Origin of the sequence: Streptomyces sp. DvalAA-43, assembly GCF_900091725.1 — a bacterium.
Classification (GTDB): domain Bacteria; phylum Actinomycetota; class Actinomycetes; order Streptomycetales; family Streptomycetaceae; genus Streptomyces; species Streptomyces pulveraceus.
The window spans coordinates 50,028-73,599 of the sequence record NZ_FMBW01000080.1 but is presented as its reverse complement, the minus strand read 5'-3'; the positions used below and the strand labels follow the sequence as shown (position 1 = coordinate 73,599).

21 protein-coding genes and 3 pseudogenes are annotated in these 23,572 nt (G+C 68.9%); 14 read left to right on the top strand and 10 right to left on the bottom strand.

Annotated elements, in window-relative coordinates; all coding sequences use genetic code 11:
* Positions 1–36: 36 nt before the first annotated feature.
* Complete coding sequence (gene gcvP, locus GA0115234_RS33915; protein ID WP_093549408.1) at positions 37–2,922, top strand: aminomethyl-transferring glycine dehydrogenase; 2,886 nt, start codon at positions 37–39, stop codon at positions 2,920–2,922.
* Between the two features lie 87 nt (positions 2,923–3,009).
* Here the strand turns inward: gcvP and GA0115234_RS33910 are convergent, their stop codons facing one another.
* The gene (locus GA0115234_RS33910) at positions 3,010–3,216 is read right to left on the bottom strand and encodes a DUF5999 family protein (protein WP_093549406.1); all 207 of its coding nucleotides are present in this window, start codon (positions 3,214–3,216) and stop codon (positions 3,010–3,012) included.
* 318 nt (positions 3,217–3,534) lie between these two features.
* Positions 3,535–4,128, bottom strand: a complete 594-nt coding sequence (locus GA0115234_RS33905) for a hypothetical protein (protein WP_093549404.1) — start codon at positions 4,126–4,128, stop codon at positions 3,535–3,537.
* Between the two features lie 481 nt (positions 4,129–4,609).
* Between GA0115234_RS33905 and GA0115234_RS33900 the strand changes: the two genes are divergently transcribed.
* A complete protein-coding gene (locus GA0115234_RS33900; protein ID WP_093549402.1) occupies positions 4,610–6,115 on the top strand; it encodes a glutamate-cysteine ligase family protein in 1,506 nt (501 codons plus the stop codon).
* 105 nt (positions 6,116–6,220) lie between these two features.
* Here GA0115234_RS33900 and GA0115234_RS33895 read toward each other — a convergent pair whose 3' ends face one another.
* Positions 6,221–8,008 (bottom strand): substrate-binding and VWA domain-containing protein, encoded by a 1,788-nt coding sequence (locus GA0115234_RS33895; RefSeq protein ID WP_093549400.1) that lies wholly within the window; start codon positions 8,006–8,008, stop codon positions 6,221–6,223.
* A gap of 184 nt (positions 8,009–8,192) precedes the next feature.
* Between GA0115234_RS33895 and GA0115234_RS33890 the strand changes: the two genes are divergently transcribed.
* Complete coding sequence (locus GA0115234_RS33890) at positions 8,193–8,972, top strand: CPBP family intramembrane glutamic endopeptidase (RefSeq protein WP_093549444.1); 780 nt, start codon at positions 8,193–8,195, stop codon at positions 8,970–8,972.
* 79 nt (positions 8,973–9,051) lie between these two features.
* Here GA0115234_RS33890 and GA0115234_RS33885 read toward each other — a convergent pair whose 3' ends face one another.
* Positions 9,052–9,873, bottom strand: coding sequence for a PhzF family phenazine biosynthesis protein (locus tag GA0115234_RS33885; RefSeq protein ID WP_093549398.1), 822 nt, complete (start codon positions 9,871–9,873; stop codon positions 9,052–9,054).
* A gap of 149 nt (positions 9,874–10,022) precedes the next feature.
* On the opposite strand from GA0115234_RS33885, the gene GA0115234_RS33880 reads away from it, so the two are divergent.
* Complete coding sequence (locus GA0115234_RS33880; protein ID WP_093549396.1) at positions 10,023–10,460, top strand: VOC family protein; 438 nt, start codon at positions 10,023–10,025, stop codon at positions 10,458–10,460.
* Between the two features lie 65 nt (positions 10,461–10,525).
* Here GA0115234_RS33880 and GA0115234_RS33875 read toward each other — a convergent pair whose 3' ends face one another.
* The gene (locus GA0115234_RS33875) at positions 10,526–11,119 is read right to left on the bottom strand and encodes a DinB family protein (RefSeq protein ID WP_093549394.1); all 594 of its coding nucleotides are present in this window, start codon (positions 11,117–11,119) and stop codon (positions 10,526–10,528) included.
* 103 nt (positions 11,120–11,222) lie between these two features.
* On the opposite strand from GA0115234_RS33875, the gene GA0115234_RS33870 reads away from it, so the two are divergent.
* From GA0115234_RS33870 to GA0115234_RS33855, 4 genes are all read left to right on the top strand, one after another.
* Positions 11,223–11,879: a maleylpyruvate isomerase N-terminal domain-containing protein gene (locus GA0115234_RS33870; RefSeq protein ID WP_093549442.1), complete on the top strand. Its 657-nt coding sequence runs from the start codon at positions 11,223–11,225 to the stop codon at positions 11,877–11,879.
* A gap of 48 nt (positions 11,880–11,927) precedes the next feature.
* Positions 11,928–12,626, top strand: coding sequence for a hypothetical protein (locus GA0115234_RS33865; RefSeq protein ID WP_237541950.1), 699 nt, complete (start codon positions 11,928–11,930; stop codon positions 12,624–12,626).
* A 127-nt stretch (positions 12,627–12,753) separates the two neighbouring features.
* A complete protein-coding gene (locus GA0115234_RS33860) occupies positions 12,754–13,434 on the top strand; it encodes a HEAT repeat domain-containing protein (RefSeq protein WP_093549438.1) in 681 nt (226 codons plus the stop codon).
* A gap of 6 nt (positions 13,435–13,440) precedes the next feature.
* Positions 13,441–14,445: a MerR family transcriptional regulator gene (locus GA0115234_RS33855; protein WP_093549392.1), complete on the top strand. Its 1,005-nt coding sequence runs from the start codon at positions 13,441–13,443 to the stop codon at positions 14,443–14,445.
* A gap of 105 nt (positions 14,446–14,550) precedes the next feature.
* Here the strand turns inward: GA0115234_RS33855 and GA0115234_RS33850 are convergent, their stop codons facing one another.
* Positions 14,551–15,474, bottom strand: coding sequence for a LysR family transcriptional regulator (locus GA0115234_RS33850; RefSeq protein WP_093549390.1), 924 nt, complete (start codon positions 15,472–15,474; stop codon positions 14,551–14,553).
* Positions 15,475–15,545: 71 nt separating this feature from the next.
* Here GA0115234_RS33850 and GA0115234_RS33845 point away from each other — a divergent pair, with 71 nt between their 5' ends.
* Positions 15,546–16,199, top strand: a complete 654-nt coding sequence (locus GA0115234_RS33845; RefSeq protein ID WP_093549388.1) for a maleylpyruvate isomerase family mycothiol-dependent enzyme — start codon at positions 15,546–15,548, stop codon at positions 16,197–16,199.
* Positions 16,200–16,433: 234 nt separating this feature from the next.
* On the opposite strand, the gene GA0115234_RS33840 is transcribed toward GA0115234_RS33845, so the two are convergent.
* On the bottom strand, positions 16,434–16,832 hold the full coding sequence (locus GA0115234_RS33840; RefSeq protein ID WP_256088886.1) for a nuclear transport factor 2 family protein: 399 nt from the start codon (positions 16,830–16,832) through the stop codon (positions 16,434–16,436).
* A gap of 126 nt (positions 16,833–16,958) precedes the next feature.
* Here GA0115234_RS33840 and GA0115234_RS33835 point away from each other — a divergent pair, with 126 nt between their 5' ends.
* Together GA0115234_RS33835 and GA0115234_RS33830 are read left to right on the top strand one after the other, a co-directional pair.
* A complete protein-coding gene (locus GA0115234_RS33835) occupies positions 16,959–17,525 on the top strand; it encodes a TetR/AcrR family transcriptional regulator (RefSeq protein WP_093549384.1) in 567 nt (188 codons plus the stop codon).
* Between the two features lie 86 nt (positions 17,526–17,611).
* Positions 17,612–18,496: an IS5 family transposase gene (locus tag GA0115234_RS33830; protein ID WP_093549382.1), complete on the top strand. Its 885-nt coding sequence runs from the start codon at positions 17,612–17,614 to the stop codon at positions 18,494–18,496.
* 91 nt (positions 18,497–18,587) lie between these two features.
* Here the strand turns inward: GA0115234_RS33830 and GA0115234_RS33825 are convergent, their stop codons facing one another.
* Positions 18,588–19,037, bottom strand: a complete 450-nt coding sequence (locus GA0115234_RS33825) for a hypothetical protein (protein WP_093549380.1) — start codon at positions 19,035–19,037, stop codon at positions 18,588–18,590.
* Between the two features lie 186 nt (positions 19,038–19,223).
* On the bottom strand, positions 19,224–19,493 hold the full coding sequence (locus GA0115234_RS33820) for a hypothetical protein (protein ID WP_141718520.1): 270 nt from the start codon (positions 19,491–19,493) through the stop codon (positions 19,224–19,226).
* 93 nt (positions 19,494–19,586) lie between these two features.
* Here GA0115234_RS33820 and istA point away from each other — a divergent pair.
* From istA to GA0115234_RS33805, 3 pseudogenes are all read left to right on the top strand, one after another.
* Positions 19,587–21,224: pseudogene (istA, locus tag GA0115234_RS33815) on the top strand (IS21 family transposase).
* Positions 21,221–21,361: pseudogene (locus tag GA0115234_RS33810) on the top strand (AAA family ATPase); the annotation flags it as partial. The pseudogenes istA and GA0115234_RS33810, both read left to right, overlap by 4 nt.
* Before the next feature lie 478 nt (positions 21,362–21,839).
* A pseudogene (locus GA0115234_RS33805) lies at positions 21,840–23,070 on the top strand (IS110 family transposase).
* 6 nt (positions 23,071–23,076) lie between these two features.
* Here GA0115234_RS33805 and GA0115234_RS33800 read toward each other — a convergent pair.
* Entirely contained in the window at positions 23,077–23,559 is a 483-nt protein-coding gene (locus tag GA0115234_RS33800; protein WP_237541948.1) for a hypothetical protein, read from the bottom strand.
* Between the last annotated feature and the right edge of the window lie 13 nt (positions 23,560–23,572).

Sequence of the window (23,572 nt, the reverse complement as noted above, 5' to 3'; positions counted from 1 at the left end):
CCCTCGCAGGTCGTGACAGACCAGGAGGCCTCCACCATGACCCCCCGTCGCACTCCGCTCTCCCAGCTGGAGCAGGGCATTCCGTTCGAGCAGCGCCATATCGGCCCCGATGCCGAGGCACAGTCGAAGATGCTCGCCCAGGTCGGTTACGGCTCGCTGGACGAGCTCACCGCGGCCGCGGTGCCCGATGTCATCAAGAGCACGGAGGCCCTCGGGCTGCCGGCCGCACGCACCGAGGCCGAGGTCCTCGCCGAGCTGCGCACCCTCGCGGACCGCAACCAGGTGCTGGCCCCGATGATCGGGCTCGGCTACTACGGCACCTTCACCCCGCCGGTGATCCTTCGCAACGTCATGGAGAACCCCGCCTGGTACACGGCCTACACGCCGTACCAGCCGGAGATCTCGCAGGGCCGCCTGGAGGCGCTCCTGAACTTCCAGACGATGGTCGCCGAGCTGACCGGGCTGCCCACCTCCGGCGCCTCCCTGCTCGACGAGGGCACCGCGGCCGCCGAGGCCATGGCGCTCTCCCGGCGCGTCGGCAAGGTGAAGAACGGCGTCTTCCTGGTCGACTCCGACGCCCTGCCGCAGACGGTCGCGGTCATCGAGACCCGTGCCGAGCCGACCGGCGTCGAGGTCGTCGTCGCCGACCTGTCCGGCGGTATCCCGGCGGAGATCGCCGCGCGCGGTGTCTTCGGCGTTCTGGTGCAGTACCCGGGCGCGTCCGGGGCGGTACGGGACATCCGGCCCGTCATCGAGCAGGCCCACGAGCTGGGCGCGATCGTCACGGTCGCCGCCGACCTGCTGGCCCTGACCCTGCTCACCTCGCCCGGCGACCTGGGCGCGGACATCGCGGTCGGCACCACGCAGCGCTTCGGTGTGCCGATGGGCTTCGGCGGGCCGCACGCCGGCTTCATGGCCGTACGCGAGAAGTTCGCCCGCAGCCTCCCCGGCCGCCTCGTCGGCGTCTCCGTCGACGCGGACGGCAACAAGGCCTACCGGCTGGCCCTGCAGACCCGCGAGCAGCACATCCGCCGCGAGAAGGCCACCAGCAACATCTGCACCGCCCAGGTGCTCCTCGCCGTCATGGCCGGAATGTACGCCGTCTACCACGGCCCGGACGGTCTGCGGACGATCGCCCGGCGCACCCACCGCTACGCGACGATCCTGGCCGAGGGCCTGCGCGCCTCCGGCGTCGACGTCGTGACCGGCGCCCACTTCGACACCCTCACCGTGCGGGTCCCGGGGAAGGCCGCCGATGTGGTCGCGGACGCCCGCGAGCGCGGGGTCAACCTGCGGCTCGTCGACGCCGACCTGGTCTCCCTCGCCTGCGACGAGACCACCACGCGTACGCAGATCGCCGCTGTCTGGGCCGCCTTCGGCGCCGACGGGGACATCGAGGAGCTGGACGCCACCGCGGGCGACGCGCTGCCCGAGGGGCTGCTGCGCACCGACGAGATCCTCACCCACCCGGTCTTCCACCAGCACCGCTCCGAGACCGCGATGCTGCGCTACCTGCGCAAGCTCGCCGACCGGGACTACGCGCTGGACCGCGGCATGATCCCGCTCGGCTCCTGCACCATGAAGCTGAACGCGACCACCGAGATGGAGTCGATCACCTGGCCCGAGTTCGGCGCGCTGCACCCCTTCGCCCCCGCCGAGCAGGCGCAGGGCTTCCTCACCCTCATCCGTGAGCTGGAGGAGCGCCTCGCCGAGATCACCGGGTACGACGCGGTCTCCATTCAGCCGAACGCGGGTTCGCAGGGTGAGTTCGCGGGCCTGCTGGCCGTACGGGCGTACCACCGGGCCAACGGTGACGAGCAGCGCACCGTCTGCCTCATCCCGTCCTCCGCGCACGGCACCAACGCGGCCAGCGCCGTGATGGCCGGAATGAAGGTCGTCGTGGTCAAGACCGCCGACGACGGCGAGGTCGACATAGCGGACCTCCGAGCCAAGATCGAGAAGCACCGCGACGAACTCGCCGTCCTCATGATCACGTACCCGTCGACGCACGGTGTCTTCGAGGAGCACGTCGCCGACATCTGCGCCGAGGTGCACGACGCGGGCGGCCAGGTGTACGTCGACGGCGCCAACCTGAACGCGCTGGTGGGTCTCGCCAGGCCGGGCCGGTTCGGCGGCGACGTCTCGCACCTGAACCTGCACAAGACCTTCTGCATCCCGCACGGCGGCGGCGGCCCCGGCGTCGGCCCGGTCGGCGTGCGCGCGCACCTTGCGCCGTACCTGCCGAACCACCCGCTCCAGCCCGCGGCGGGCCCGGAGACCGGTGTCGGACCGATCTCGGCCGCTCCCTGGGGCTCGGCCGGCATTCTCCCCATCTCCTGGGCGTACGTACGCCTGATGGGCGGGGAGGGCCTGAAGCGTGCGACGCAGGTCGCCGTGCTCGCGGCCAACTACATCGCCAAGCGTCTGGAACCGCACTACCCGATCCTGTACAACGGCCCGGCCGGCCTGGTCGCGCACGAGTGCATCGTGGATCTGCGGCCGATCTCCAAGGCCACCGGCGTCAGCGTCGACGACATCGCCAAGCGTCTGATCGACTACGGCTTCCACTCGCCGACCATGTCGTTCCCGGTCGCCGGGACGCTGATGATCGAGCCGACCGAGAGCGAGAACCTCGCGGAGCTCGACCGGTTCTGCGACACGATGATCGCCATTCGCGGCGAGGTCGAGAAGGTGGCCTCCGGCGAGTGGAGCGCGGACGACAACCCGCTGCACAACGCTCCGCACACCGCGGCGATGCTGGGCGGGGAGTGGAAGCACGGGTACGACCGCGAGGTGGCGGTCTTCCCGGCCGGAGTCTCGGCCGCCGACAAGTACTGGCCGCCGGTGCGCCGGATCGACGGCGCCTTCGGTGACCGCAACCTCGTCTGCTCCTGCCCGCCGCTGGACGAGTACGACAACTGAGTCGTGAGCGCCCTTGCGTGACGCGGACCTGCGTCGGGGCCGGTTCGGAGAACTCTCCGGGCCGGCCCCCGTTCGTACCGGTCGCGGTCAGGCGGCCTTCATCACCCGGTCGGCCGCCAGGGGCCGGTGCGGGGCGATGATCTGACCGTCCGGAAGCAGCTCACCGGTGTCCTCGAAGAGCAGGACTCCGTTGCACAGCAGACTCCAGCCCTGTTCCGGATGGTGCGCCGTCAGGCGGGCGGCTTCCCGGTCGGCTGAGTCGGCGGTCGGGCATGGTGGCTGGTGCTGGCACATGGCTGGGTTCTTTCGCTGCGTTGTAGTGAATGTCCTGCGGCTGGACGAGGTCTTCATGGCCGCCCCCCGTATCGATCGGTCCGGTCCCAGTGTTGCCCCACGGGCGTCATTCCGCAGGGATTTCGCAGCAGCACTTCTCCTTACCCGGAGGACGCGTCACCCGCGCGGACGGTTCACCGTAATTGCACTGTCCCTTCGGGTGGTTCGGGGTGGTCGGTACGGGCTAGTCCGGACGGGCGGAAAGTGCGCCCCTCCAGCGCGGTGCCCCGCGACCGGGGACGGTGGCGGGGCACGGCGTGCCGCTGAGGGGGCCGGCTCTCAGGCCGGGGAGCCGAGCAGGGGGCCGGGGCCGGAGGCGATGCGCAGCGTCATCACGCGGAGCAGATCGGCGACCCGGTGCGGGCGGTGCGCCGCGATACCCGGTGGGGCGGGAGCCAGCGGGACCAGAAGATCGGCGGGGGCGAGCGCCCCGCCGGAGGCGTCGGCCTCGGTGTCGCCGTGCAGCCACAGCGCCAACATGTAGAGCTCCGGGATGGACAGCAGCCGCGGCTGGTAGGGCGGGGTCACCGTTTCGGCCTGGCGCAGGGCCAGTTCGGTCGAGGCGATGTAGGGGCCCTCGAAGAAGTGCGAGAAGGCCCAGCCGTCCGGAGTGAGCATGGTGTCCGCCGCGGCGACGGCCTGCTCCGAGCCGCGGATCAGGAACCGCCAGCCGGCGAGCCGGGTGGCGGGAGCGAGCCCATTCGGACCGATCCGCTCCAGTACATGGACGGGGAGCGGGAGTTCCGGGCTCAGCGGTCCCTGGGCGGACCGGAGAGCGGGCGTGCGGGCTTCGCGGACTGCGGTGGGTGAAACGAGTGCCGCGAGAACGCTGCGCAGAGCGGGCGCGGGAGCCGGGTGAACATGCAGCGGCATAGTGGGTCGCCTCTCACTTCGGAGACACGGTGGTGCGTGGGCGGGTGCAGACGGCGCTGTCGGCATGCGGGGCCAGAGGAGGCCGGTGACTGGGCCGGTGCGTCAACTCTCTGCCTCGTCCGCGGAGTTTATACGACACGTGTTCACGCGGTGATTCCACTAGCCGTAGCAGGCATTGCCGACAAGGCGGTATCAAGTCTTTATTATGCGGAGAATCTACTGATTCCGTGTCATCGGCGCAGCCGCCGCCTGGGATTTTTCATCCGGCGTGGACGGCCGAAACACGTCGGCGTTTTCACCTGCACCGGGCGGGCAAACGTGTCGTGCATCATGCCCTTGGAATGTGCCTCGGGCGGCCGCCCTCAGATTACTGGGTCCGTGGCGTTCTCGTGGGCGTTATGGATCACCCGCTCTGGGCATTATCGATCGTGACGCGAGCGGCCTGGGCCGCGGGCCGCCCACTTGAGGGAGGGACGCTCCGATGGGGGAGAAGGTCGTGGCGGGCGCCTTTGACCTGTCCGATCGGCAGGGGTACCGGAAGAAGCTCCACCAGTGCCTGGAGGGGTTGGAGAGGCTTCTTGCGGAGCGGAGGTTCGACCGGCCGCGCAACCTCATGGGTGTGGAGATCGAGCTGAATCTCGCGGGTGCCGACGGCATGCCGAAGATGTTGAATGGGGAGGTCCTCCCGCGCATCGCGAGCCGTGATTTCCAGATGGAACTCGGGATGTTCAATTTGGAAGTGAACATAGTCCCGCACCGTCTGGACGGGCGCGTTTTCGATCAGCTGGCCGAGGAGCTCAGGACCGGGCTCGGATATGCCCACCGGAAGGCGGGCGAGGTCGATGCCGGGATCATGATGATCGGTATTCTGCCCACCCTGCGCCATGAGGACCTCGTCCTGGCGAACCTCTCGGACGCGGACCGCTACACACTGCTGAACGATCAAATGGTGGCCGCGCGGGGCGAGGATTTCTCCCTCGATATCCAGGGCGTGGAACGCTTGCTCTCCACCTCCGCCTCGATCACTCCCGAGGCCGCCTGCACCTCGGTCCAGCTCCATCTGCAGGTGACACCGGAGCGCTTCGCGGCCGTGTGGAACGCGGCCCAGGCCATCGCCGGTGTCCAGATCGCGCTCGGTGCCAACTCGCCCTTCCTGTTCGGCAAGGAGCTCTGGCGGGAATCGAGGCCACCGCTCTTCCAGCAGGCCACCGACACCCGGCCGCCCGAACTCCGGAACCAGGGAGTGCGGCCCAGGACCTGGTTCGGCGAGCGGTGGGTCGATTCGGCGTACGAGCTCTTCGAGGAGAACCTGCGCTACTTCCCGCCACTGCTCCCGATCGGCGACGAGGAGGAGCCCCTGCGGGTCCTCGACGAAGGCGGGGTGCCGCGGTTGCAGGAGCTGGTGCTCCACAACGGAACGGTCTACCGCTGGAACCGGCCGGTGTACGGGCTGGTCGACGGCGTGCCCCACCTACGGGTGGAGAACCGGGTCCTGCCCGCCGGGCCCACCGTGACCGATGTGATCGCCAACGCGGCGCTGTACTACGGGCTCGTGCGGTCGCTCGCCGACGAGTCCCGTCCGGTGTGGACCAGGCTGCCGTTCGCCGCGGCGGAGGAGAACTTCGACACCGCGTGCCGTCTGGGCATCGACGCCGAGCTGCTCTGGCCGCGCCCCGGCCGCGCGGGCGGGCTGACCCGGGTGCCGGCCGTCAAGCTCGTACGCGACGAACTGCTGCCGCTGGCCGCCGCGGGGCTCGCTGCCTGGAACATCGCGCCAGCGGACCGCGACCGCTATCTCGGGGTGATCGAGGAGCGCTGCAAGCGGCGGGTGAACGGAGCGTCCTGGCAGGTGGACACCTATCACCGGGCCCGGGAGACCGGGCTCGACCGGCATGCGGCGCTGGCCGCGACCACTCGGCGGTACGCCGAGCTGATGCACGGCGGGGAGCCCGTGCACACCTGGCCGACCGGTCTTCCCAGGCCGTGACGGCGATACGGCGGCCGCCGGGGCCGGTCCCGGCGCCGGTCTCGGCCGGCGTTGCCGCGTTGTGGCTTTGCGGCCGGTCCGGGTCCGGTCCGGCCGCGTCCACGGTTACTCCTGGGTGCCGTGACCGCTCTGGCCGGCCGTCATGATGGCCTGCAGGATCACCGTCTGGATCTCGGCCGGGTCGATGACCTGGTAGCCACCGCCGCCGGTCACCTTCGCTATCTCGTTCACCTCCTCGCGGTCGGCCTCGGGACCGACCGCGATGGCGAGCAGTGGAACAGGGCGCTCCGGGTCGGCGATCCGTTTCAGCTCCGCGATCAGGGCACTGCGGGAGATGGAGCGGCTGTCCTGGTTCGACCCGTCGGTGAGGATGACGACCGCGTTGAACTTGCCCTTCACATAGGTCGCCTGGGCGTCCTTGTAAGCGGCCAGCATGGTGTCGTACAGGCCGGTCGCGCCACCCGGCACGGGCTTCAGCGCCGCGAAGGCCGCGGTGAGCTTCTCGCGGTGGGTGCCGCCGCCTTTCGCCGGGTCGCCGAGCCGGCTGGTCGGCATCAGCCTGCGGTAGTCCTTCTCGCCGTCGAGCGTGGTGGCGAACTCCCAGAGCCCGATCTCGTCGTTCGGGGTGAACTGGTCGAGGGCCTGGATCAGGGACGCCTTGGTGACGTCCATCCGGGACTGGTTGCGCCCCGGGACCAACGTGGCCATGGATCCCGAGGCGTCGACGACCGTGGTCAGCCGGGCGCTCTGCACCGTGATGGTCCACATGCCGAGCGTCTGCTGGAGCGCCTCGGCGGTCGGTGCGGCGGCAGCGGTGGCGTACGGCTGGGGCTTCCTGCCGCCCGCCGATGCGACCACCGACTCCCCGGCCGTGCCGTCGATGTCCCTGAAGCCGTGCTTCTCCAGGGTGGCCTGTGCACCGGGCTCGTTCAGCAGCGTCATGAACCGCAGCGCCGCCCGCCCCTCGGCCGTACTCATCCTGGTCTCGTCGATCAGCGTGTACGGATAGTTGAGGAGCGGGGTGCCGTCCTTGGGATAGAAGAGGTCGAGCTTTCCGCCGCCGGTCGACTCCGCGTTGTGGGCGAAGGCGGCCTGCTCGGAGAGGAGCACCGCCTGATTGCGCTCCGGGTCGTCCTTCTCGTTGTCCGAATCGCTCTGTGCCAGTGTCTTCAGCACCTGGGTGTCACCGTCCGACATGCGCTGCGCGAGCAGTTTGGCGGTTGCCGCGACCCTGGTGTCGCTGTCTCCGCCCTGCTTCTCGGAGGACGCGCCGATGCCGGCGAGCGCCAGCAGGCCGGTGGCGCTGCGCGCCGGGTCGGCCGAGCCCAGGCGTACCTTGTCCGGCTCCATGGCCGCGGCCGTCAACTCCGCCCAGGTGTACTTCTTCTTGGGCCAGCCGAGGCTCTTGGCCGCGGACGGCACCATGGCCAGGGTCACGGGGGAGGAGGCGATGGAGTCGCCCGGCGTGATCGGGACGCCGTCGCCGGAGCCCTTGGCCCGGTCGAGCCAGAGGTCGGAGTCGGGCAGCCAGACCTGGAAGTCCGGGGTGCGGCCGTCGCCGGAGAGGGCGTCGGCGACCTTGTAGGAGTCGCGGGCGACCACCGTCACGTCCAGACAGCGACCGTCGGACCGCACCTCGTCCTCGCGCGCCTTGTCGGCGACGGCGCGAACGGCGGGGGCGATGTCCGGCGAGGCCATCATGGACAGACGGATGGCCGAGTCCTCGCAGCTCTTCGAGAACGACAACAGGCCGCCCTGCGCCGCGACGGCCGTTCCCGCAGCGACCGCGAGTACGAGCATCGTCGCGATCGCGACGGTGCGCCGACGGCGCGGCGGTGATCCGTCCCCGCTTCCGTCGCCGGCGTGCTCGTCGGGCAAGCTGTGACGTCCCATGTCGGTGGTGCCCCTCCTTGAGGATGTACAAGGAAATGGGGGACCACACCATCGGCAATGGTGGTTGTCCCCCGGCCTGTCGCGCATGATCTTCGTACCTGCATTCGAGACCCTAGCCGGGCGGGGAGCAGGATGGGGCGTGAATGCACAACTCAAGGCAGGTGTACAGGTGGAGGCGGGGCTTGTGGCTGATTCTTTCCCCCAAGAGGCTGTGCCGCGACGAATTCTGCGGTCCGAAACGGTCCTCGTGCTGGCTCTCTCGTTGGGGGCCAGCGGGGTGTCTGCCCTGATCAGTTTTGTCGGATCACTGACGAAACCAGGGGGTTTGAAGGAACAGGCCGCGACACTCAACAGTTCGTACGCGCCGGGGCGTCCATGGCTGGATCTCGCCTGGCAACTCTTCGGTATCGCGACGGCTCTGGTGCCCGTCGCCCTGGTCGCGCATCTGCTGATCAGGGAGGGCGCCGGTCTGCGGGCCATCGGTTTCGACCGCACCAGGCCGTGGCCGGACCTGGGGCGCGGCACTCTGCTCGCGGCGGGCATCGGAAGCGCCGGCCTCGCCTTCTACCTGGTGGCGCGGGCCGCCGGATTCAATCTGACGGTGGTTCCGGAGTCGCTGCCCGACGTGTGGTGGAAATTCCCGGTCCTGATCCTGTCCGCGGTCCAGAACTCCGTCGTGGAGGAAGTGATCGTCGTCGGGTATCTGCTGCGCAGGCTGGGGCAGTTGGGGTGGACGCCGATGGCCGCCCTGGTCGCCAGTTCGGTACTGCGCGGTTCGTACCATCTGTACCAGGGGGTCGGCGGCTTCATCGGCAACATGGTGATGGGCGTCGTCTTCGTGCTGCTGTACCGGCGCTGGGGCCGGGTCGGGCCCTTGGTGGCGGCGCATGCACTGCTGGATATCGGTGCTTTTGTCGGGTACGCGCTGCTGGCGGGGAAGGTGGGCTGGTTGCCCACGCCGTGAGGAGCGGGGCCGGAGCGGCGGCGGGGGTGCGGGGGAGCTGAGGAGTGGTCTCGTAAGCTCCCGCCCGTCGTACGCCGGCTCAGAGTTCCGTGAGCAGTTCGCCGTCGATGACGGTCACGGCGTCGCCGGTCAGCAGGGTGCGATCGCCGCGCAGTGAGGTCCGGACCAGGCCGGAACGGGCGGAGGCCTGAAGTCCGGTCAGTTCGTCACGGCCGAAGCGGGCCGACCAGAAGGGTGCCAGCGCGGTGTGGGCGCTGCCGGTCACCGGGTCCTCGTCGATCCCGACGCGTGGGAAGAAGCCGCGGGAGACGAAGTCGTAGCCCCGGGAGGGGTCCTCAGCGGCGGCCGTGGCGACGACGCCCCGCCGGGACACATCGGCCAGGGTGACGAGATCGGGGATCAGCCCGCGTACGGTCGCCTCGTCGTCCAGCTCCACGAGCAGGTCGCCGATGTACGGGCCGGTGTCGTGGACGGAGAGCGGATCCGCGCCCAGGGCGGCGGCCAGTCCGGCCGGGGCGGTCGCCGGTGTCAGTGGGGCCGTGGGGAAGTCGAGGGTGATCGCACCGTTCGGGTGGGTGGTCGCGGTGAGGATCCCGCAGCGTGCCGCGAAGCGCACCGTGCCGCTCGCCGTTCCGGTGGTGTGCAGGACGTGCGCGGTGGCCAGGGTGGCATGCCCGCACATGTCGACCTCCGTGGTCGGGGTGAACCAGCGAAGCGCCCAGTCCGCCTCGCCGCCCGGGGGCAGCGGGTGGGCGAAGGCGGTCTCGGACAGATTCAGCTCCATGGCGATCCGTTGGAGCCGGTCGTCGTCGGCGAAGGTCTCGGAGTCCAGCACCAGGACTCCCGCCGGGTTGCCGGTGAAGGGGCGGTCGGTGAACGTGTCGACGATGCGAATCCTCATGCCGTGACCCTACGTACGGCGCGGAGCCGGAGACCAAGGCCAATTCCGTGCCGCTGGACCTGGAACTGCGATGTCGGGGGGCCAACGGTGTCAGTGGCACCCGGTAGGGTCCGCGTGACGGACCGAGCCGGACCGAGGAGGGCCTGTACGTGGGAACCAAGTGGAGTCTGACGATCGACTGCGCGCAGCCGACGAAGCTGGCCGCGTTCTGGGCGTTGGCGCTGGGGTATACGGAGAAGCCCGCGCCGGCCGGGTTCGGGAGCTGGGAGGAGTGGTTCGCGCACCATGGGGTCCCGGAGGACGAGTGGGACCAGGGTGCGTATCTCTGCGACCCGGACGGGGAGGGGCCCGGTCTGTCCTTCCAGCAGGTGCCGGAGTCGAAGGCCGCGAAGAACCGCCTGCACCTCGATGTGCAGGCCGGTGGCGGTCGTGAGACCCCCTGGGAGGAGCGGTGGCCGCGTGTGGTCGACGCGATGGAGCGCCTGATCTCCGCCGGCGCGACCGTGGTCCATGAGGAGGCACTGGGCGGCAGGCCGGACCATCTGGTGATGGCCGATCCGGAGGGGAACGAGTTCTGCCTGCTCTGACGGTGCGTCCGCCGGACGACGGACACACCGTCAGAGCAGGGTAGTGAGGCGGTGGCGGTCCGGGGTCAGGCGCCCCGGTCGGCCTGCCGGGCGGAGTGCTCCAGCCTGCTGCGGTGGTTCTCCCACCACGTGGAGTCGCCCGGCCCCATGTTCTCGTTGCCCTTGTTCATCCCGACGGCACCGTCGACCAGCTCCCGGACGATATCGGCGTGCCCGGCATGCCGGTGCGTATCGGCTATCACGCGCACCACGGCATGATGCAGTGTCACCTCGCACCTGTGGTCCGGCCACCATGGCACCCTGCCGATCGTGTCCAGCGCCAGCGAGTCGATCGTGGCGTCCGCGTGTGCCCAGGCCCGGTGGTACAGCTCCACCATCTGCTCGCGCGACTCGTCGGCGGTGACCCACATGTCGGCGTTGGGTTCGGCGCCGTCCTGGACCCAGGGCAGCGGCTCGCCCGACGGCCGTCCGAAGGTGTCGCCGAGGTAGCCCAGCTCCACACCGGCCACGTGCTTGACCAGGCCCAGGAGGTTGGTGCCGGTCGGTGTCAGGGGGCGGCGTACGTCGTACTCCGAGAGGCCTTCGAGCTTCCACAGCAGCGCGTCGCGGGCGGACTGGAGATAGAGGTGCAGGTCGGCCTTGCGATCCGATTCGGTCATGGGGGTCAGTCTGCCGATCTTGGGGGCGTGCGGGCCCGGAGGCCTGGGGCCGATCGTGCCGATGTGCTTGTCCGGCCCTGCGGCACCGCACTACTTCGCCGATGTGGATCTCTTCTCACACTCCTGGACGGCGTTGCGTACGGCGGTCGCCGCGCTTCCCGACGAGGACTTCGCGAAACCGTCCGGCTGCGCCGGCTGGCTCGTGAGGGACCTGGTGTGCCACCTGGTCATCGACGCCCAGGACGTCCTGATCACCCTCGCGACCCCCACCCGAGCGGAACCGACCCGCGACGCGGTGACCTACTGGGACGTCGCCGGGGCGCCGCCGACCGGCGGCGATCCGCTGGACGCGCTGACCGTCCGGCTGGCCGCCGCGTACGAGGAACCCCGGCTGCTCACGTTCCACTTCGACGACGTCGGCTCCGCCGCCGGCCGTGCCGCCGCACTCGCCGACCCCGGCCTCCGGGTCGGCACCCGGGACGAGGTCCTCACCGCGGGCGACTACCTTCGCGCGTACGTGCTGGAGTGGACGCTGCACCATCTCGACCTGGTCGCGTACCGTCCGGACGCCGCCGGGCCGCCCGCGGAGGCACTCGCCGGGTCCCGCGACATGCTGGAGAGGATCGCCGGAGCAGCCTTCCCCTCGTCCTTCTCCGACAAGGACGCGCTGCTGGTCGGCACGGGACGGCGTGCCCCGACCGACGCCGAGCAGGCCGAACTGGGAGGGCCTGCCGCGAAGTTCCCGCTCTACCTGGCGTGACCGTTCCGGCGGGGCGGGCAGCGAGATCCCCGGCACCGGCTGCAGCCGGTGGTACCCGCCGCCCACCTCGGGGAACCGGCCGCGTGCAAGGACCTGGCCGCGTACAAGTACAAGCAGTGGACGCACCACCACGCCGCCGAGCGTCCCGGGAACGTCCGGCGGCAGTCCTGCGTCCCGACCCCACTAGGCTCGGCCCGTATGACTGGCATGGGCAGTGCGGACAAGCGCTCGTTTCTCACACTGCACGACTACGGCATGGGCGGGCTGTGGTGGTGGATCCGTGCGCGGACCGCGCGGGAGGTCCTTGAGACGTTCGCCTGGGTCGAGGTGGTCAACGACCCGGAGTCGGTGGCCCGGTTCGAGGGCGAGGAGCTGGCGGTGGTCGACATCGACGATCCGCGGATGCCTCCCGGACTGGACGGCCTGCGTGCCCAGCGGGACGCGCAACGCGGACGCAGCGGATTCGGTGCGCTCGCGGACAGGGACATCGTGTATCTGCGGCGCACTTCGGACGAGGACGACGACGGACCGGCCGTCCAGCTGCTGGAAGTGGGGCCCGACGGGCGCCGGATCCGCCAGGTGGAGCCGGCCGAGGACGGATCCGCCGTGCGCGGCCGCCCCGAGGACTGGCTGTTCGACCCGCCGGTCGCGGACCTCTTCGACCCCGAGCTGGCGGACCAGGAGATCGACCGGGGCGAGTTCGAGGAGCAGTGGGCGAGGGCCCGTCCGGCGGACACCGACCTGTAGCCGGACCTCCGGACGGCTCGGCCTGCCCGGTTGGAGGGGAGCCGGGATGCCGCCCGGCTCCCGGCCGGGCTCCGCTTGACCTTGACACGGTGACAACGTCTTCACTGTGGTCGAGGAGGTGGTCCCGATGACCATGCCGAAAGAGAAGCCGAAAGAGAACACGAGCACGATGCGAGTCCTCCAGGGGCTGGAGCACGGCAGCTCGTCGGTCCGGCTGCAGGCGGCGCTGGCGGCCGGCACGACCCCGGACACGCGGTTCATCGACAGGCTCATCGAACGATGCGCGATCGAGCCCGAGTTCCATGTGCGCGAAATGCTCACCTGGGCACTCACCCGCCACCCGTCGTCGACGGCGGTCCCGTACCTCGTCGACGAACTCCGCTCGGAACGTGCGCAGGCACGGAGCCAGGCGTTGCACACGCTGTCCAAGATCGGGGAGAGACAGGCGTGGCCGGCGATCACACGGGAGCTTCTGACCGACGCCGACGACGAGGTGGCGCGGAGCGCCTGGCGAGCGGCGGTCGTACTCGTGCCCGAAGGCGAGGAACCCGAGCTGGCCCGAGCGCTGGCGACACAGCTCGGGCGCGGCGGGCGGGAGACACGGCTGAGCCTCAGCCGGGCGCTGGTCGCACTCGGTGAGGTGGCCATGCCGACCCTGCGGGCCGCGATGACGGATCATGACCCAGGTGTGCGTCAGCACGTGATCGCCACGGAACGGCTGTTGCGCAACCCGGATGCCGGATTCGATTGGGCGATCGAGGAGGCGAAGCGCATCGTGGCCCTCGGCACGACCGGCCAGGAGGAGTGACAGGCAGTGTTGATCGGTGACGTGGCACGACTGTCCGGGGTCAGCGCCCGCATGCTCAGGCATTACGAATCGCTTGGCCTGGTACGGCCGACGGGTCGTACCGACGGCGGCTATCGGGAATATTCCGACGAGGACATCCGGCGGATCTTCCATATCGAGAGTCTGCGGTCGTTGGGGCTGTCGCTGCGTGAAGTCGGGCGTGCGCTCGATGATCCCGGTTTCACGCCCTCGGGCCTCGTCGACGATCTCATCCGCCGGACGAGAGAGCGCATCGCGAGCGAGACGGAGTTGCTCGCACGCCTCCGTCGGATCGGTGCGGCGGAACCCGCCCGCTGGGAGGACGTCCTCCAGATCGTGGCACTCCTCCAGGCGTTGGGGTCGAAGAACGCCGGAACGCGCCAACGTGCGGCCCTGTCCTCGGTCGAAAAGGTTCCGGGAGCAGTGGAAGTCCTGGTCGATGCAGTGCTGAACGAGACGGACCCGAGTGTCGCCGGAGCCCTTCGATGGGCTCTGGCGCAAGGGGGCGACGGCGCACCGTCCCTGCTCGCGGAGGGCCTCGGCTCACTCACGGCCGAGGTCCGGAAACGTGCCGTCCGGTCCCTCGTGGAGATTCCGGGCAGTGAGGCGACCGCACTGCTGAGGGGAGCCCTCGCGAGCCCCGACAGCGTGGTCCGCAGGTACGCGGCTCTGGAGCTCGGGGCGCGAGGCGTGGCCGAAGCGATCCCGACGCTCATCGACATGATCGCCGAGGAGACGCTCGACGTCGATGCGGCCGATGTGCTGAGCGCGCTGGCGAACGATCCCGCGTCGGCGGACCGGATCGCCAACGGACTCGTCGACCGTCTCGCCCGCAGCACCGGCGAATCGTCCGCCCGCCGCCGGCTGACACAGGCGCTCGCGGACATCCCGGGAGCCACGACGTCACATGCCCTCGCGCAGCTGTCACAGGACGAGGACCGTGCCGTCGCGCTCACCGCCGCATACATTCTCGGGATACGCGGCGCACGGTAACGGATCCCTTCCGGGGCGCTGGGCACATGGGGCCGGGCGGTCGCCGGCCCGGTCGGCCTTGAGGCGGGCGTGTCGCCGTCGTTGCCGCTGACCGACTTCGACCGGTCAGCCGGTCCCCGGCACGGTGAGGGTCGTACGCAGCAGCTCCAGGACGACGGTGGCCGCGGGGCTCGTGGGGCCGTCCGTCCGCCAGGCCAGAGCGACCCGGCCGCGTAGCCGCGGCTCGGTGATCTCCAGCATCTGTAGCCCGAAGGCCGACACCGTGTCGGCGGGCAGGGCCGGAACCACTGCCACGCCGAGGCCGCGGGCGGCGAGTTGGGCAAGGAACAGCGGAGCCGCCGCCTGGAAGGCGATGCGGGGCTGGAACCCGGCCTGCGCGCACGCGCGGTCGAGTACCCCGCGGATGCCTGTGCCGCGTGGCAGGCTGATCAGCGGGCGATCGCGCAGCTCGGCCAATGGAATGCTCGTGCGGTCCGGGGACGTGAGGGCCGGATCGTCCGGGGCGACGGCTGCGACCAGGGGTTCGTCGACCAGGACCTGGAGCGAAACGCCCGGTGGGGGCTCCGCGTTCGCGAGCCCGATCATGGCCATGTCGAGTTCCCCCTGGCGCAGCGCGGTGAGCATCCACTCCGAGGTCTTCTCGGTCAGGGCGATCTCCACCTGGGGGTGGTCCACGTGGAAACGGGCCAGCACGGCGGCCAGGTCGAACTCATGGGCTGCTGCGGCCGCCCCCGCGACGAGGCCGAGGGTGACCTGGCCGCGGAGCAGCCCGGCGAACTCGTCGGCCGTCTGGCGGACCGCCTCGACGGCGCTGATCGCGGCCCGCGCGTACGGCAGTACGGCCTCGCCCACCTCCGTCAGGGTCACCGACCGGCCGGAGCGGTCGAGCAGCTGATGCCCGAGCTCCTTCTCCAGCTGCCGGACCTGGGCGCTGACTCCTGGCTGTGCCAGGTGCAGCCGGGCGGCGGCGCGGGTGAAGTTGGCTTCCTCCGCGACCGTGACGAGGTACCGCAGCTGCCGAATATCCATAACCCATCATTCTAGTTGTGAGACATCCAAACTATTGGACTTATGGTGGGCCTGCCGAGAGCCTTGAAGGCATGGGGAACACGAAGCACCGCAGACCGACGGCGGAGATCAGAGCCGCGATCGCGGCCGAACGCCGCGAACTGGCAGCCATGCTGGACGGCCTGTCGGCCGAGGAATGGGACGCACCGACCCTGTGCGAGGGATGGCGGGTACGGGAAGTCGCGGCCCACATGACGATGGGGTTTCGCTACTCGCTTCCCAGGACGGCATGGGAACTGATCGGATCGCGAGGCAATCTCCACCGGATGACCGATCGCTGCGCCCACAAGGACGCGGCTGCCCATACGACGCGTGAGCTCGCCGCTCTGCTCCGCGACAACGCGGATCACCCCTGGAAGCCGCCGGTCGGAGGGATCGAGGCGGCCTTGGGGCACGACGTGATCCACGGCCTGGACATCACGGTCGCGCTGGGCCTCGACCGCCGGGTTCCCGAGGACCGCGTGCGCATCCTCCTGGAGGGCGTCGACGCCAGGACCCTCAGGTTCTTCCGAGCCGACCTGGGCGGCATCGAACTCCGCGCCGACGACCTCGACTGGTCCTTCGGCACCGGAACGCCCCTGTCCGGCGCCGCACAGGATCTCCTCCTGCTCGCCTATGGCAGACGGCTCCCTCCGGGCCACCTCCGCGGTGAACCGGGCGGCCGCTTCCTCACCGCACAGATGTGACCCCGGTAGTCCCGAACGACCACCTGTATGCCCACAGGTCAACAGCGACACCGCGGGCAGCAACCCGCTCCGACGACCGTCGGTGACGGACCACAGGTCCTGTTCGGGTTCTCCGCCGCCGCTCAGGCGGCATGGCCGTGTCGACGCCGATATGCCCGGCTCTCGCGACCCTGAGGCGGCCGACCGGCCACGCTGCTCCGGGGAATCAGCCGTAGCGGGAGAGCTGATCCGCCCCTATCGGCCCGGCTCTCCTTCTCTGGCGCGGGCGACTCCCGAGCTGTCCATGTAGTCGTGGGCCCGCGTGATCAGTCCGCTCTGGATGTGGAGTATCAGAAGACCGGCGACGGTGAAGCCGGTGCTCCTGGTCGGCAGCGTTCCCACCACGACGTGCTCGGCGATGATCACTTGCGGATCGGCGGTCTCGTAGGCCGAGATCTTCCTGACCTCCTGCACCTGGACGGGGCTCGCGCCCCAGGCCGCCCGGTATCCCTCGCGCACCGCCTCGCGTCCCTCGTAACGCGGAGGGAAGCCGGGAGAGGTGAACGGGAACTCGTGCACCGCATCCATGGCATAGAGATCGGCGAGATCGTCCGCGGACTTGTCGAGCATGGCCTGGTAATAGCGGTTCAGCACCTCGCGAGGGGTGCGAACAGCGGGTGTATCCACATACGGCACTGGGGCCTCGATTCGCTCAACACGTGTTGACTCACTTACCGTAGGGTCGGCCGGAAATTCGGTCAACGGCTATAGAGTGAAGGGGTGTCCACTCCTCGTCAGTCCCGCGCCGACCGTCGCCGAGCGACCGAGACTCGCATTCTCGACGGCGCCCGGGAACTGTTCTCCGAGAAGGGATTCGATCGCACCACCATCCGCGCGGTGGCGACCGCGGCGGGCGTCGACCCGGCTCTGGTCATGCAGTACTTCGGCTCGAAGCGCGAGCTGTTCACCCAGGCCGTGCAGGCGTTTCCCGAACTGCCGACGGCCACCGACACCGACGCGCTCGTCGATCAGCTGCTGGCCACGCTCGACATCAAGCTCGGCGGCCTTCCCGAGGGCACGCTGGTGATGCTGCGCTCCATGCTCACCGACCCGGCAGCAGCCGATCACGTCCGTGTCACCCTCGACCGGCAGATCGACGGCGTCAGCGCTGCCCTGCCCGCAGCCGAGGACGCCGAACTGCGCGCCGCACTGTTCGTCACCGCCCTGCTGGGCGTCACCATCGGCCACCAGTTCCTCCGCCTGGACGTGCTTCGTGACGCCCCGGCCGACCGCATCGCCGCCCTGCTGCGCCCGGCGTTCAAGGCCCTGGCGGAACCTCAGGGCTGAAGACGGCGGCGCCACCGAAGCCGGATGCGCTAGGCCCTGTCCGATGGGTCGCGTGACACTCCCGCTGGGCACTCGTTCCGTGGGACATGGGGCGGGGAGATCTTTCGGATGAAGAGTGGGCTCGACTGGAGCCGCACTTGCCGACGAATCGCGGGCGGGGTGGACGCTGGCAATCTCACCGCCGTGTGATCAACGGGATTCTGTTCCGGCAGCGGACCGGCCTCCCCTGGCGGGACCTGCCTCCCTGCTTCGGTAGCTGGAAGACGGTTCACGATCGTCATCGCAGGTGGTCGGCGGACGGCACGTGGGAGAGGATCCTGCGGGCCGTCCAGGCCGACGCCGATGCCGAGGGCCGGATCGACTGGAGCATGGTCAGCGTCGATTCCACGACCTGCCGCGCTCATCAGCACGCGGCTGGTGCCTCCACCCGTGCCCCGAAAATCCCGGGTCGGCGCACGAGCCTGGAGCGTCACCGTCCCGATGAGGCCCTGGGACGCTCGCGAGGCGGGCTCACGAGCAAGATCCACCTTGCTGGGGAAGGTGGGTGTCGCCCGCTCGGGTTTGTCATCACGCCCGGCCAGTGGGGGGACGCACCGCAGATGATTCCCGTCCTGGAAGAGATCCGTGTGCCCCGGCAGGCTGGTGGACGACCGCGCACTCGGCCCGACCATGTCGGGGGAGATAAGGCGTACTCATCACGCCGTAATCGGCGTCACCTGCGTAGACGCCAGATCAAGCACACGATCCCCGAGCCGAGAGACCAGCGGGCCAACCGCCGGCGCCGCGGCAGCCAAGGAGGCCGGCCCACAGGCTTCGACAAGACGATCTACCGCCGCCGCAACGAGGTCGAGCGGACCATCAACCGGCTCAAGAACTTCCGAGCCGTCGCCACGCGCTTCGACAGACGGGCGTACGTCTTCCACGGGACGGTCACCGTGGCCGCGATCCGCCTATGGCTCCGTCCGCAGTGAAACGCCTCGCACCTGGGTAGTGGTGACGCAGTTCGCTGAGTAGGCGCGCGTCGACAGCCCTGACGTCCCAAGATGAGCTGTCGAACTCGGTCTACCAGGGTGAGCGGGTGTCGCGGCGTGCTTCTGGGGTTTGCTCGGGCAGAGCCGTGTTTTGGTCGGTGCGCAGCAGCATGCCCGGGTCGGGTTCGAAGTCCTCATTAGCCGGTGCCGGCTCGTGGAAACGCTCGGTGCGCGGAATGCTGACTTCCACCAGCCGGCCCTCCTGGAACATCCATAGCCCGAAGCAGTCGTCGTCCTGGTCGCGAAGCAGAACTTGCACCGTATGCGGATGCGGCCACGGCAGCGACTCCAGGTGCCTGAGCAGGCCCTTGCGGGCACGCATTTTCTCGAACTCCAGGGCCCACCCGAACTCGTAGCCCCAGTGCCCCGCTATCGGGACGAAGCGACCTCGCCACGTGCGTTCCGGGTCGTCCTGGGTCAGCGGTTCCATCACCTCGTCCGACCAGCGGGCGAGCACGATGACCTCGGCGTCTCTACTCATGCCGGAATATCACCGCATCCGCCTGATCCACCGCAACCGCATTCCTCAACCGGCCGACGCAGGCAAGGGTGGGCGGATTGGCGACGAGCTCTCAGTGCCAGCGAGCCCGACGACGGCGCCTTCGGAGAAGCTCATCTGCGCCTAAGCCACGGCCCTGATCAGCTCACACGACCCATCGGACAGCGCCTAGTCGACGACGTCCATCGATCCGTCCAGGGCCCGGCGAGCCAGGGGTACGAAACGTTGCCGGCGGCTCTCCACGAGGGCACTCGTCCCGGCGGCGGTCGAGCGATACCGCGCATGCTGCTCATCGCTCAGAGGTCCCCTGCTCAGCTGCATCAGCAACTCGATCGGTGGCGCGATATGCCGATCTACGGCCTTCGCGTACGCCTCGGTGGCTTTATTCACCAGTAGTGCCGTCAGTTGTTCACGGGTTTGGGAGGCACCCAGATCCACGGTCGGGTGATGTTCACGAGTTTCGACAGCACTGGGGTACTTGCCAGGGCAGCATCGGGGTGCTCCTGGTGAAAGGTCCTGGTCATGCCGCAGATGTCCAAGGTCGAGCTGTACGCAGCGATCCGGCGTGATCACCGTGCCGACATGAAGATGCGCGAACTTGAGCGCAAGTACAACGTGTCGTGGCGGACCGTGAAGAAGGCCGTGGACTCGGTCTGGCCAGAGCCCCGCAAGAAGCTTCCGCCGCGGCGGACGGCGCTGGATCCGTACAAGCCAGTGATCGACGACATGCTTCGGACGGACCTCGACGCGCCGCACAAGCAACGGCACACGATCACCCGGATCTTCCACCGGCTGGTCGAGGAGCACAGCGCCGACGTCTCCTACCAAATGGTCCGGCGCTACGTCTCCGACCGGAAGCCGGAGATCCTCGCGGCCTCGGGCAAGGCCCCGGTGGAAGCGTTCGTGCCCCAGTCCCATCTGCCTGGTCACGAGGCGGAGGTCGACTTCGGCGACGTGACGGTGCGTCTGGCCAGCGAGCTGGTGACCTGCTAGTTGTTCTCGCTTCGCTTGTCCTACTCGGGCAAGGCCGTTCACCGGGTGTTCGCTTCGTGCGGCCAGGAAGCGTTCTTCGAGGGGCACGTGCACGCGCTTCGGACACTGGGCGGTGTTCCCCGGACCAAGATCCGCTACGACAACCTCAAGTCCGCCGTCGCCCAGGTGCTGGGGCTGAGCCGGGCGAGGGTGGAGGCCGACCGGTGGATCGCTTTCCGCTCGCACTTCAACATTGAGAGCTTCTACTGCCGCCCCGGCATCGAAGGCGCCCACGAGAAGGGCGGCGTCGAGGGCATGATCGGCTACTTCCGCCGCAACCACTTCACCCCGGTCCCGGAAGTCGACTCCCTCGCCGAGCTCAACGAGATGGTCGACCAGTGGGACCTGCACGACGGGCACCGCCGGATCGGCTCGCGGCCGCGGACCGTGGACGAGTACTTCGCCATCGAGAAGCCGCTGCTGATGCCACTGCCTGAGGAGCCTTTCGAGACGGGCCGACTGTTCACGCCACGGGTCGACCGCTACAGCCAGATCAACGTCCGGACCAACCGCTACTCGGTCCCGACCCGGTTCATCGGAAAACGGGTCCGCGTCGTCCTGCACGCCTCTCACCTGGTGGTTTACGACAGGAACGTTGAGGTGGCCCGGCACGAGAGGCTGATCGCCAAGGGCGGGTTGCGGCTGGACCTGGACCACTACCTCGAAGCTCTCATCCGCAAGCCCGGCGCTTTCCCCGGCGCCACGGCTCTGGAACAGGCCAGGTCGGCGGGCAAGTTCACCCCGGTCCACGACGCCTGGTGGGTCCAGGCCCGCAAGGTCCACGGCGAGCGGGACGGCACCCGAGCGCTGATCGAGGTCCTGCTGCTGAACCGCCACCTCGCCCACGAGCACGTCGTCGCGGGCCTGGCCGCCGCCCTGCGGGCCGGCGCTCTGACCGCCGATGCCGTCGCGCTGGACGCCCGGAAGGCAGCCCAGGCGGAGGACGAGCCGGTCGTCGGCGCATCCGCTCCGCAGATGCCTGGTGAGACGCCGGCGACCGTCACGTCGCTGCACGAGTGGCGCTTGGCACACCTTCCGCCGGACACCCGGCCGCTGCCGTCGGTGACCCCATACGACCAACTGCTACGACGCCGTCGCACCAGCGGCGGCGGCCATCATGAGGGAGAAGCCCAGTGACCCTGCCCCGACAGCGAGGCTTGACTGAGCAGGCCGCCGACGCGGCGATCGACACCGCCTGCCGCCTGCTGCTGCTTCCGTCGATCCGCAACGAGTTCACCGAGATCGCCGACCGGGCGATCAAGGACCAGATGACCTAATCCGTAGTTAGAGCGGTCTGGTTGGACGCTCAAGTGGTGATGGCCGCGCGGGTGCCAGATGGGATGCATCCGGTTCGGCCTGGCCTTTGAGGCCTACGGACAGACTGGGCACGTCTTGGCGTCCGTGGGCCATCACCACGGCCTGCATGTTGACGCTCGTCGGCGCTGGACGTACGCCTACAGATGACTGGGCTGAGAAGGCCTGGCGGTAGACAGGCGCCGTTCAGCGCTGTCGAGCATCAACACCAGACCTTGCTCGTTCGTTGGTGTTGGTGGGACGAGCCCACCTCATGGTGACCTCTTGATAGGCCTGAGCCGTCTGAGCTCCTGCATAGACCGAGGCCCGTGGGGCGAGCTGGTGCCACGAACAGCTACTGAGGTGGCGGACCGGCTGTAGAGGCTGAGTCCTGGGATTAGGTCGCTGCGTGGCCCGCATGAGCTCGTGGACAGGACAGAGCACGGCGGAAGGAAAGCCTTGATCTACTGTGGTATTGACTGGGCCGAACGTACCCATGACGTCGCCTTGGTCGACGACAGCGGCCAGCTCGTCGCCAAACGGCACATCACCGACGATGCCGCCGGCTACCAGGTGCTCCTGGATCTGCTGGCTGAGTACGGCGATACCGAGGAGAGCCCGATCCCGGTCGCCATCGAAACGTCTCGCGGCCTACTGGTTGCAGTACTCCGCACAGGCAGGCGGAAAATATACGCGATCAACCCCCATGGCCGCAGCCCGCTATCGCGACCGGCATGCCGTCTCCCGCAAGAAATCCGACCCCGGCGACGCCCTGGTCCTGGCCAACATCCTCCGCACCGATATGCACGCCCACCGGCCACTGCCGCAGGACAGCGAACTGGCCCGCGCCGTCGCCGTTCTCGCTCGCGCCCAGCAGGATGCCGTCTGGAACCGCCAGCAGATAGCCAACCAGCTCCGTTCGCTCCTACGGGAGTACTACCCTGCGGCTCTCGCAGCTGTTGAAGTCTGGAAGAAGGGGTTGTGCAGGCCGGAAGCTCGCGAGATTCTCCGGCTCGCCCCCATTCCAACACGAGCAGCAAAATTGACTCGCGCGCAGCTGCAGGCCGCCCTCAAACGGGCCGGCCGTCAGCGGGGCATCGAAGCAGAAGTTGAGCGACTCCGCGACATTCTTCGAGCTGACTGGGCTCATCAGCCTCGGCTCGTCGAAGATGCGCTCGGCACGCAGATGCTTGCTCTCCTGCTCCAGCTGGAAGCTGCCTCCAAGGCCGCTGACGATCTGGAACATGCAGTGGAAGAGGCGTTCCCTCAGCACCCGGATGCTGAGATCATCGTCAGCTTCCCCGGTCTCGGCGTCCAGCTCGGTGCGCGGGTACTGGCCGAGATCGGAGACGATCGTCAACGCTTCGTGGATGCCCGCGGCCTCAAGGCCTACGCGGGTGCCTCACCCATCACGCGCGCCTCAGGAAAGAAATCGAGCGTCACCCGGCGGTGGGTGAAGAACGATCGGCTCAACCACGTCGGCTACCTCTGGGCATTCTCTGCCCCGAACGCATCGCCAGGTGCCAAAGCCCACTACCGCAAGCGTCGTGACCACGGAGACTGGCATGCCTCGGCTCAGAGGAACCTCTTCAACCGCCTGCTCGGACAGCTCTACCACTGCCTCCAGCACGGGGCCCGCTTCGACGAGGCCATAGCCTTCCCCGCGGCAGCCGAGGCCCTCGCGGCATGAAGTCCATCAGCCGTTGACCGCGCGGGACCAGCGTTCCTGGATGGCTACCTGCTTCCGCTCAAGCTCGGCATCCATCACCCGGCTGGTGGCCGTCCCCGGAATCGTGAGCGACCGCCCGCGAACCCTGACGACTCGCAGATCACACAAAATCCTGCTCCGGATCACCCGCCGCCGCGTCTCGATACCGGCGACCTCGTTCCAAGGGATGACTCGCCTGCTGACGAAGGTGTGGAACTCCAATCCCCTTGCGGTCAGGAGGACCCTGCCATAGATCAGATTGACCGTGCCGACGAACGCGACCACAGCGAGGACTCCAAGACCACTCACAAACCACCATTTGTTCGGTTCGTGCGTGGTTAGGATCATCACGACCATCGCACCAGTGAGGGCCAGCGTCACGAGGCCGTTCTGCCACCAAGCTCTCTGGCGGTCATCAGAGTTGAAGCCGATCCACACGTCAGGCATGTCCATGATGCTATCGACGTCCATTCGAATGATGACC

Bases quoted from the DNA above. Each gene is read 5' to 3' on its own strand.
- GA0115234_RS33830 (WP_093549382.1), top strand. From the start codon at position 17,612: ATGGGGCGGGGAGATCTTTCGGATGAAGAGTGGGCTCGACTGGAGCCG.
- GA0115234_RS33885 (WP_093549398.1), bottom strand. From the start codon at position 9,873: ATGAGGATTCGCATCGTCGACACGTTCACCGACCGCCCCTTCACCGGC.
- GA0115234_RS33910 (WP_093549406.1), bottom strand. From the start codon at position 3,216: ATGTGCCAGCACCAGCCACCATGCCCGACCGCCGACTCAGCCGACCGG.
- GA0115234_RS33875 (WP_093549394.1), bottom strand. From the start codon at position 11,119: ATGACCGAATCGGATCGCAAGGCCGACCTGCACCTCTATCTCCAGTCC.
- GA0115234_RS33800 (WP_237541948.1), bottom strand. From the start codon at position 23,559: ATGGACGTCGATAGCATCATGGACATGCCTGACGTGTGGATCGGCTTC.
- GA0115234_RS33900 (WP_093549402.1), top strand. From the start codon at position 4,610: ATGGGGGAGAAGGTCGTGGCGGGCGCCTTTGACCTGTCCGATCGGCAG.
- GA0115234_RS33850 (WP_093549390.1), bottom strand. From the start codon at position 15,474: ATGGATATTCGGCAGCTGCGGTACCTCGTCACGGTCGCGGAGGAAGCC.
- GA0115234_RS33825 (WP_093549380.1), bottom strand. From the start codon at position 19,037: ATGAGTAGAGACGCCGAGGTCATCGTGCTCGCCCGCTGGTCGGACGAG.
- gcvP (WP_093549408.1), top strand. From the start codon at position 37: ATGACCCCCCGTCGCACTCCGCTCTCCCAGCTGGAGCAGGGCATTCCG.
- GA0115234_RS33845 (WP_093549388.1), top strand. From the start codon at position 15,546: ATGGGGAACACGAAGCACCGCAGACCGACGGCGGAGATCAGAGCCGCG.
- GA0115234_RS33905 (WP_093549404.1), bottom strand. From the start codon at position 4,128: ATGCCGCTGCATGTTCACCCGGCTCCCGCGCCCGCTCTGCGCAGCGTT.
- GA0115234_RS33860 (WP_093549438.1), top strand. From the start codon at position 12,754: ATGACCATGCCGAAAGAGAAGCCGAAAGAGAACACGAGCACGATGCGA.
- GA0115234_RS33895 (WP_093549400.1), bottom strand. From the start codon at position 8,008: ATGGGACGTCACAGCTTGCCCGACGAGCACGCCGGCGACGGAAGCGGG.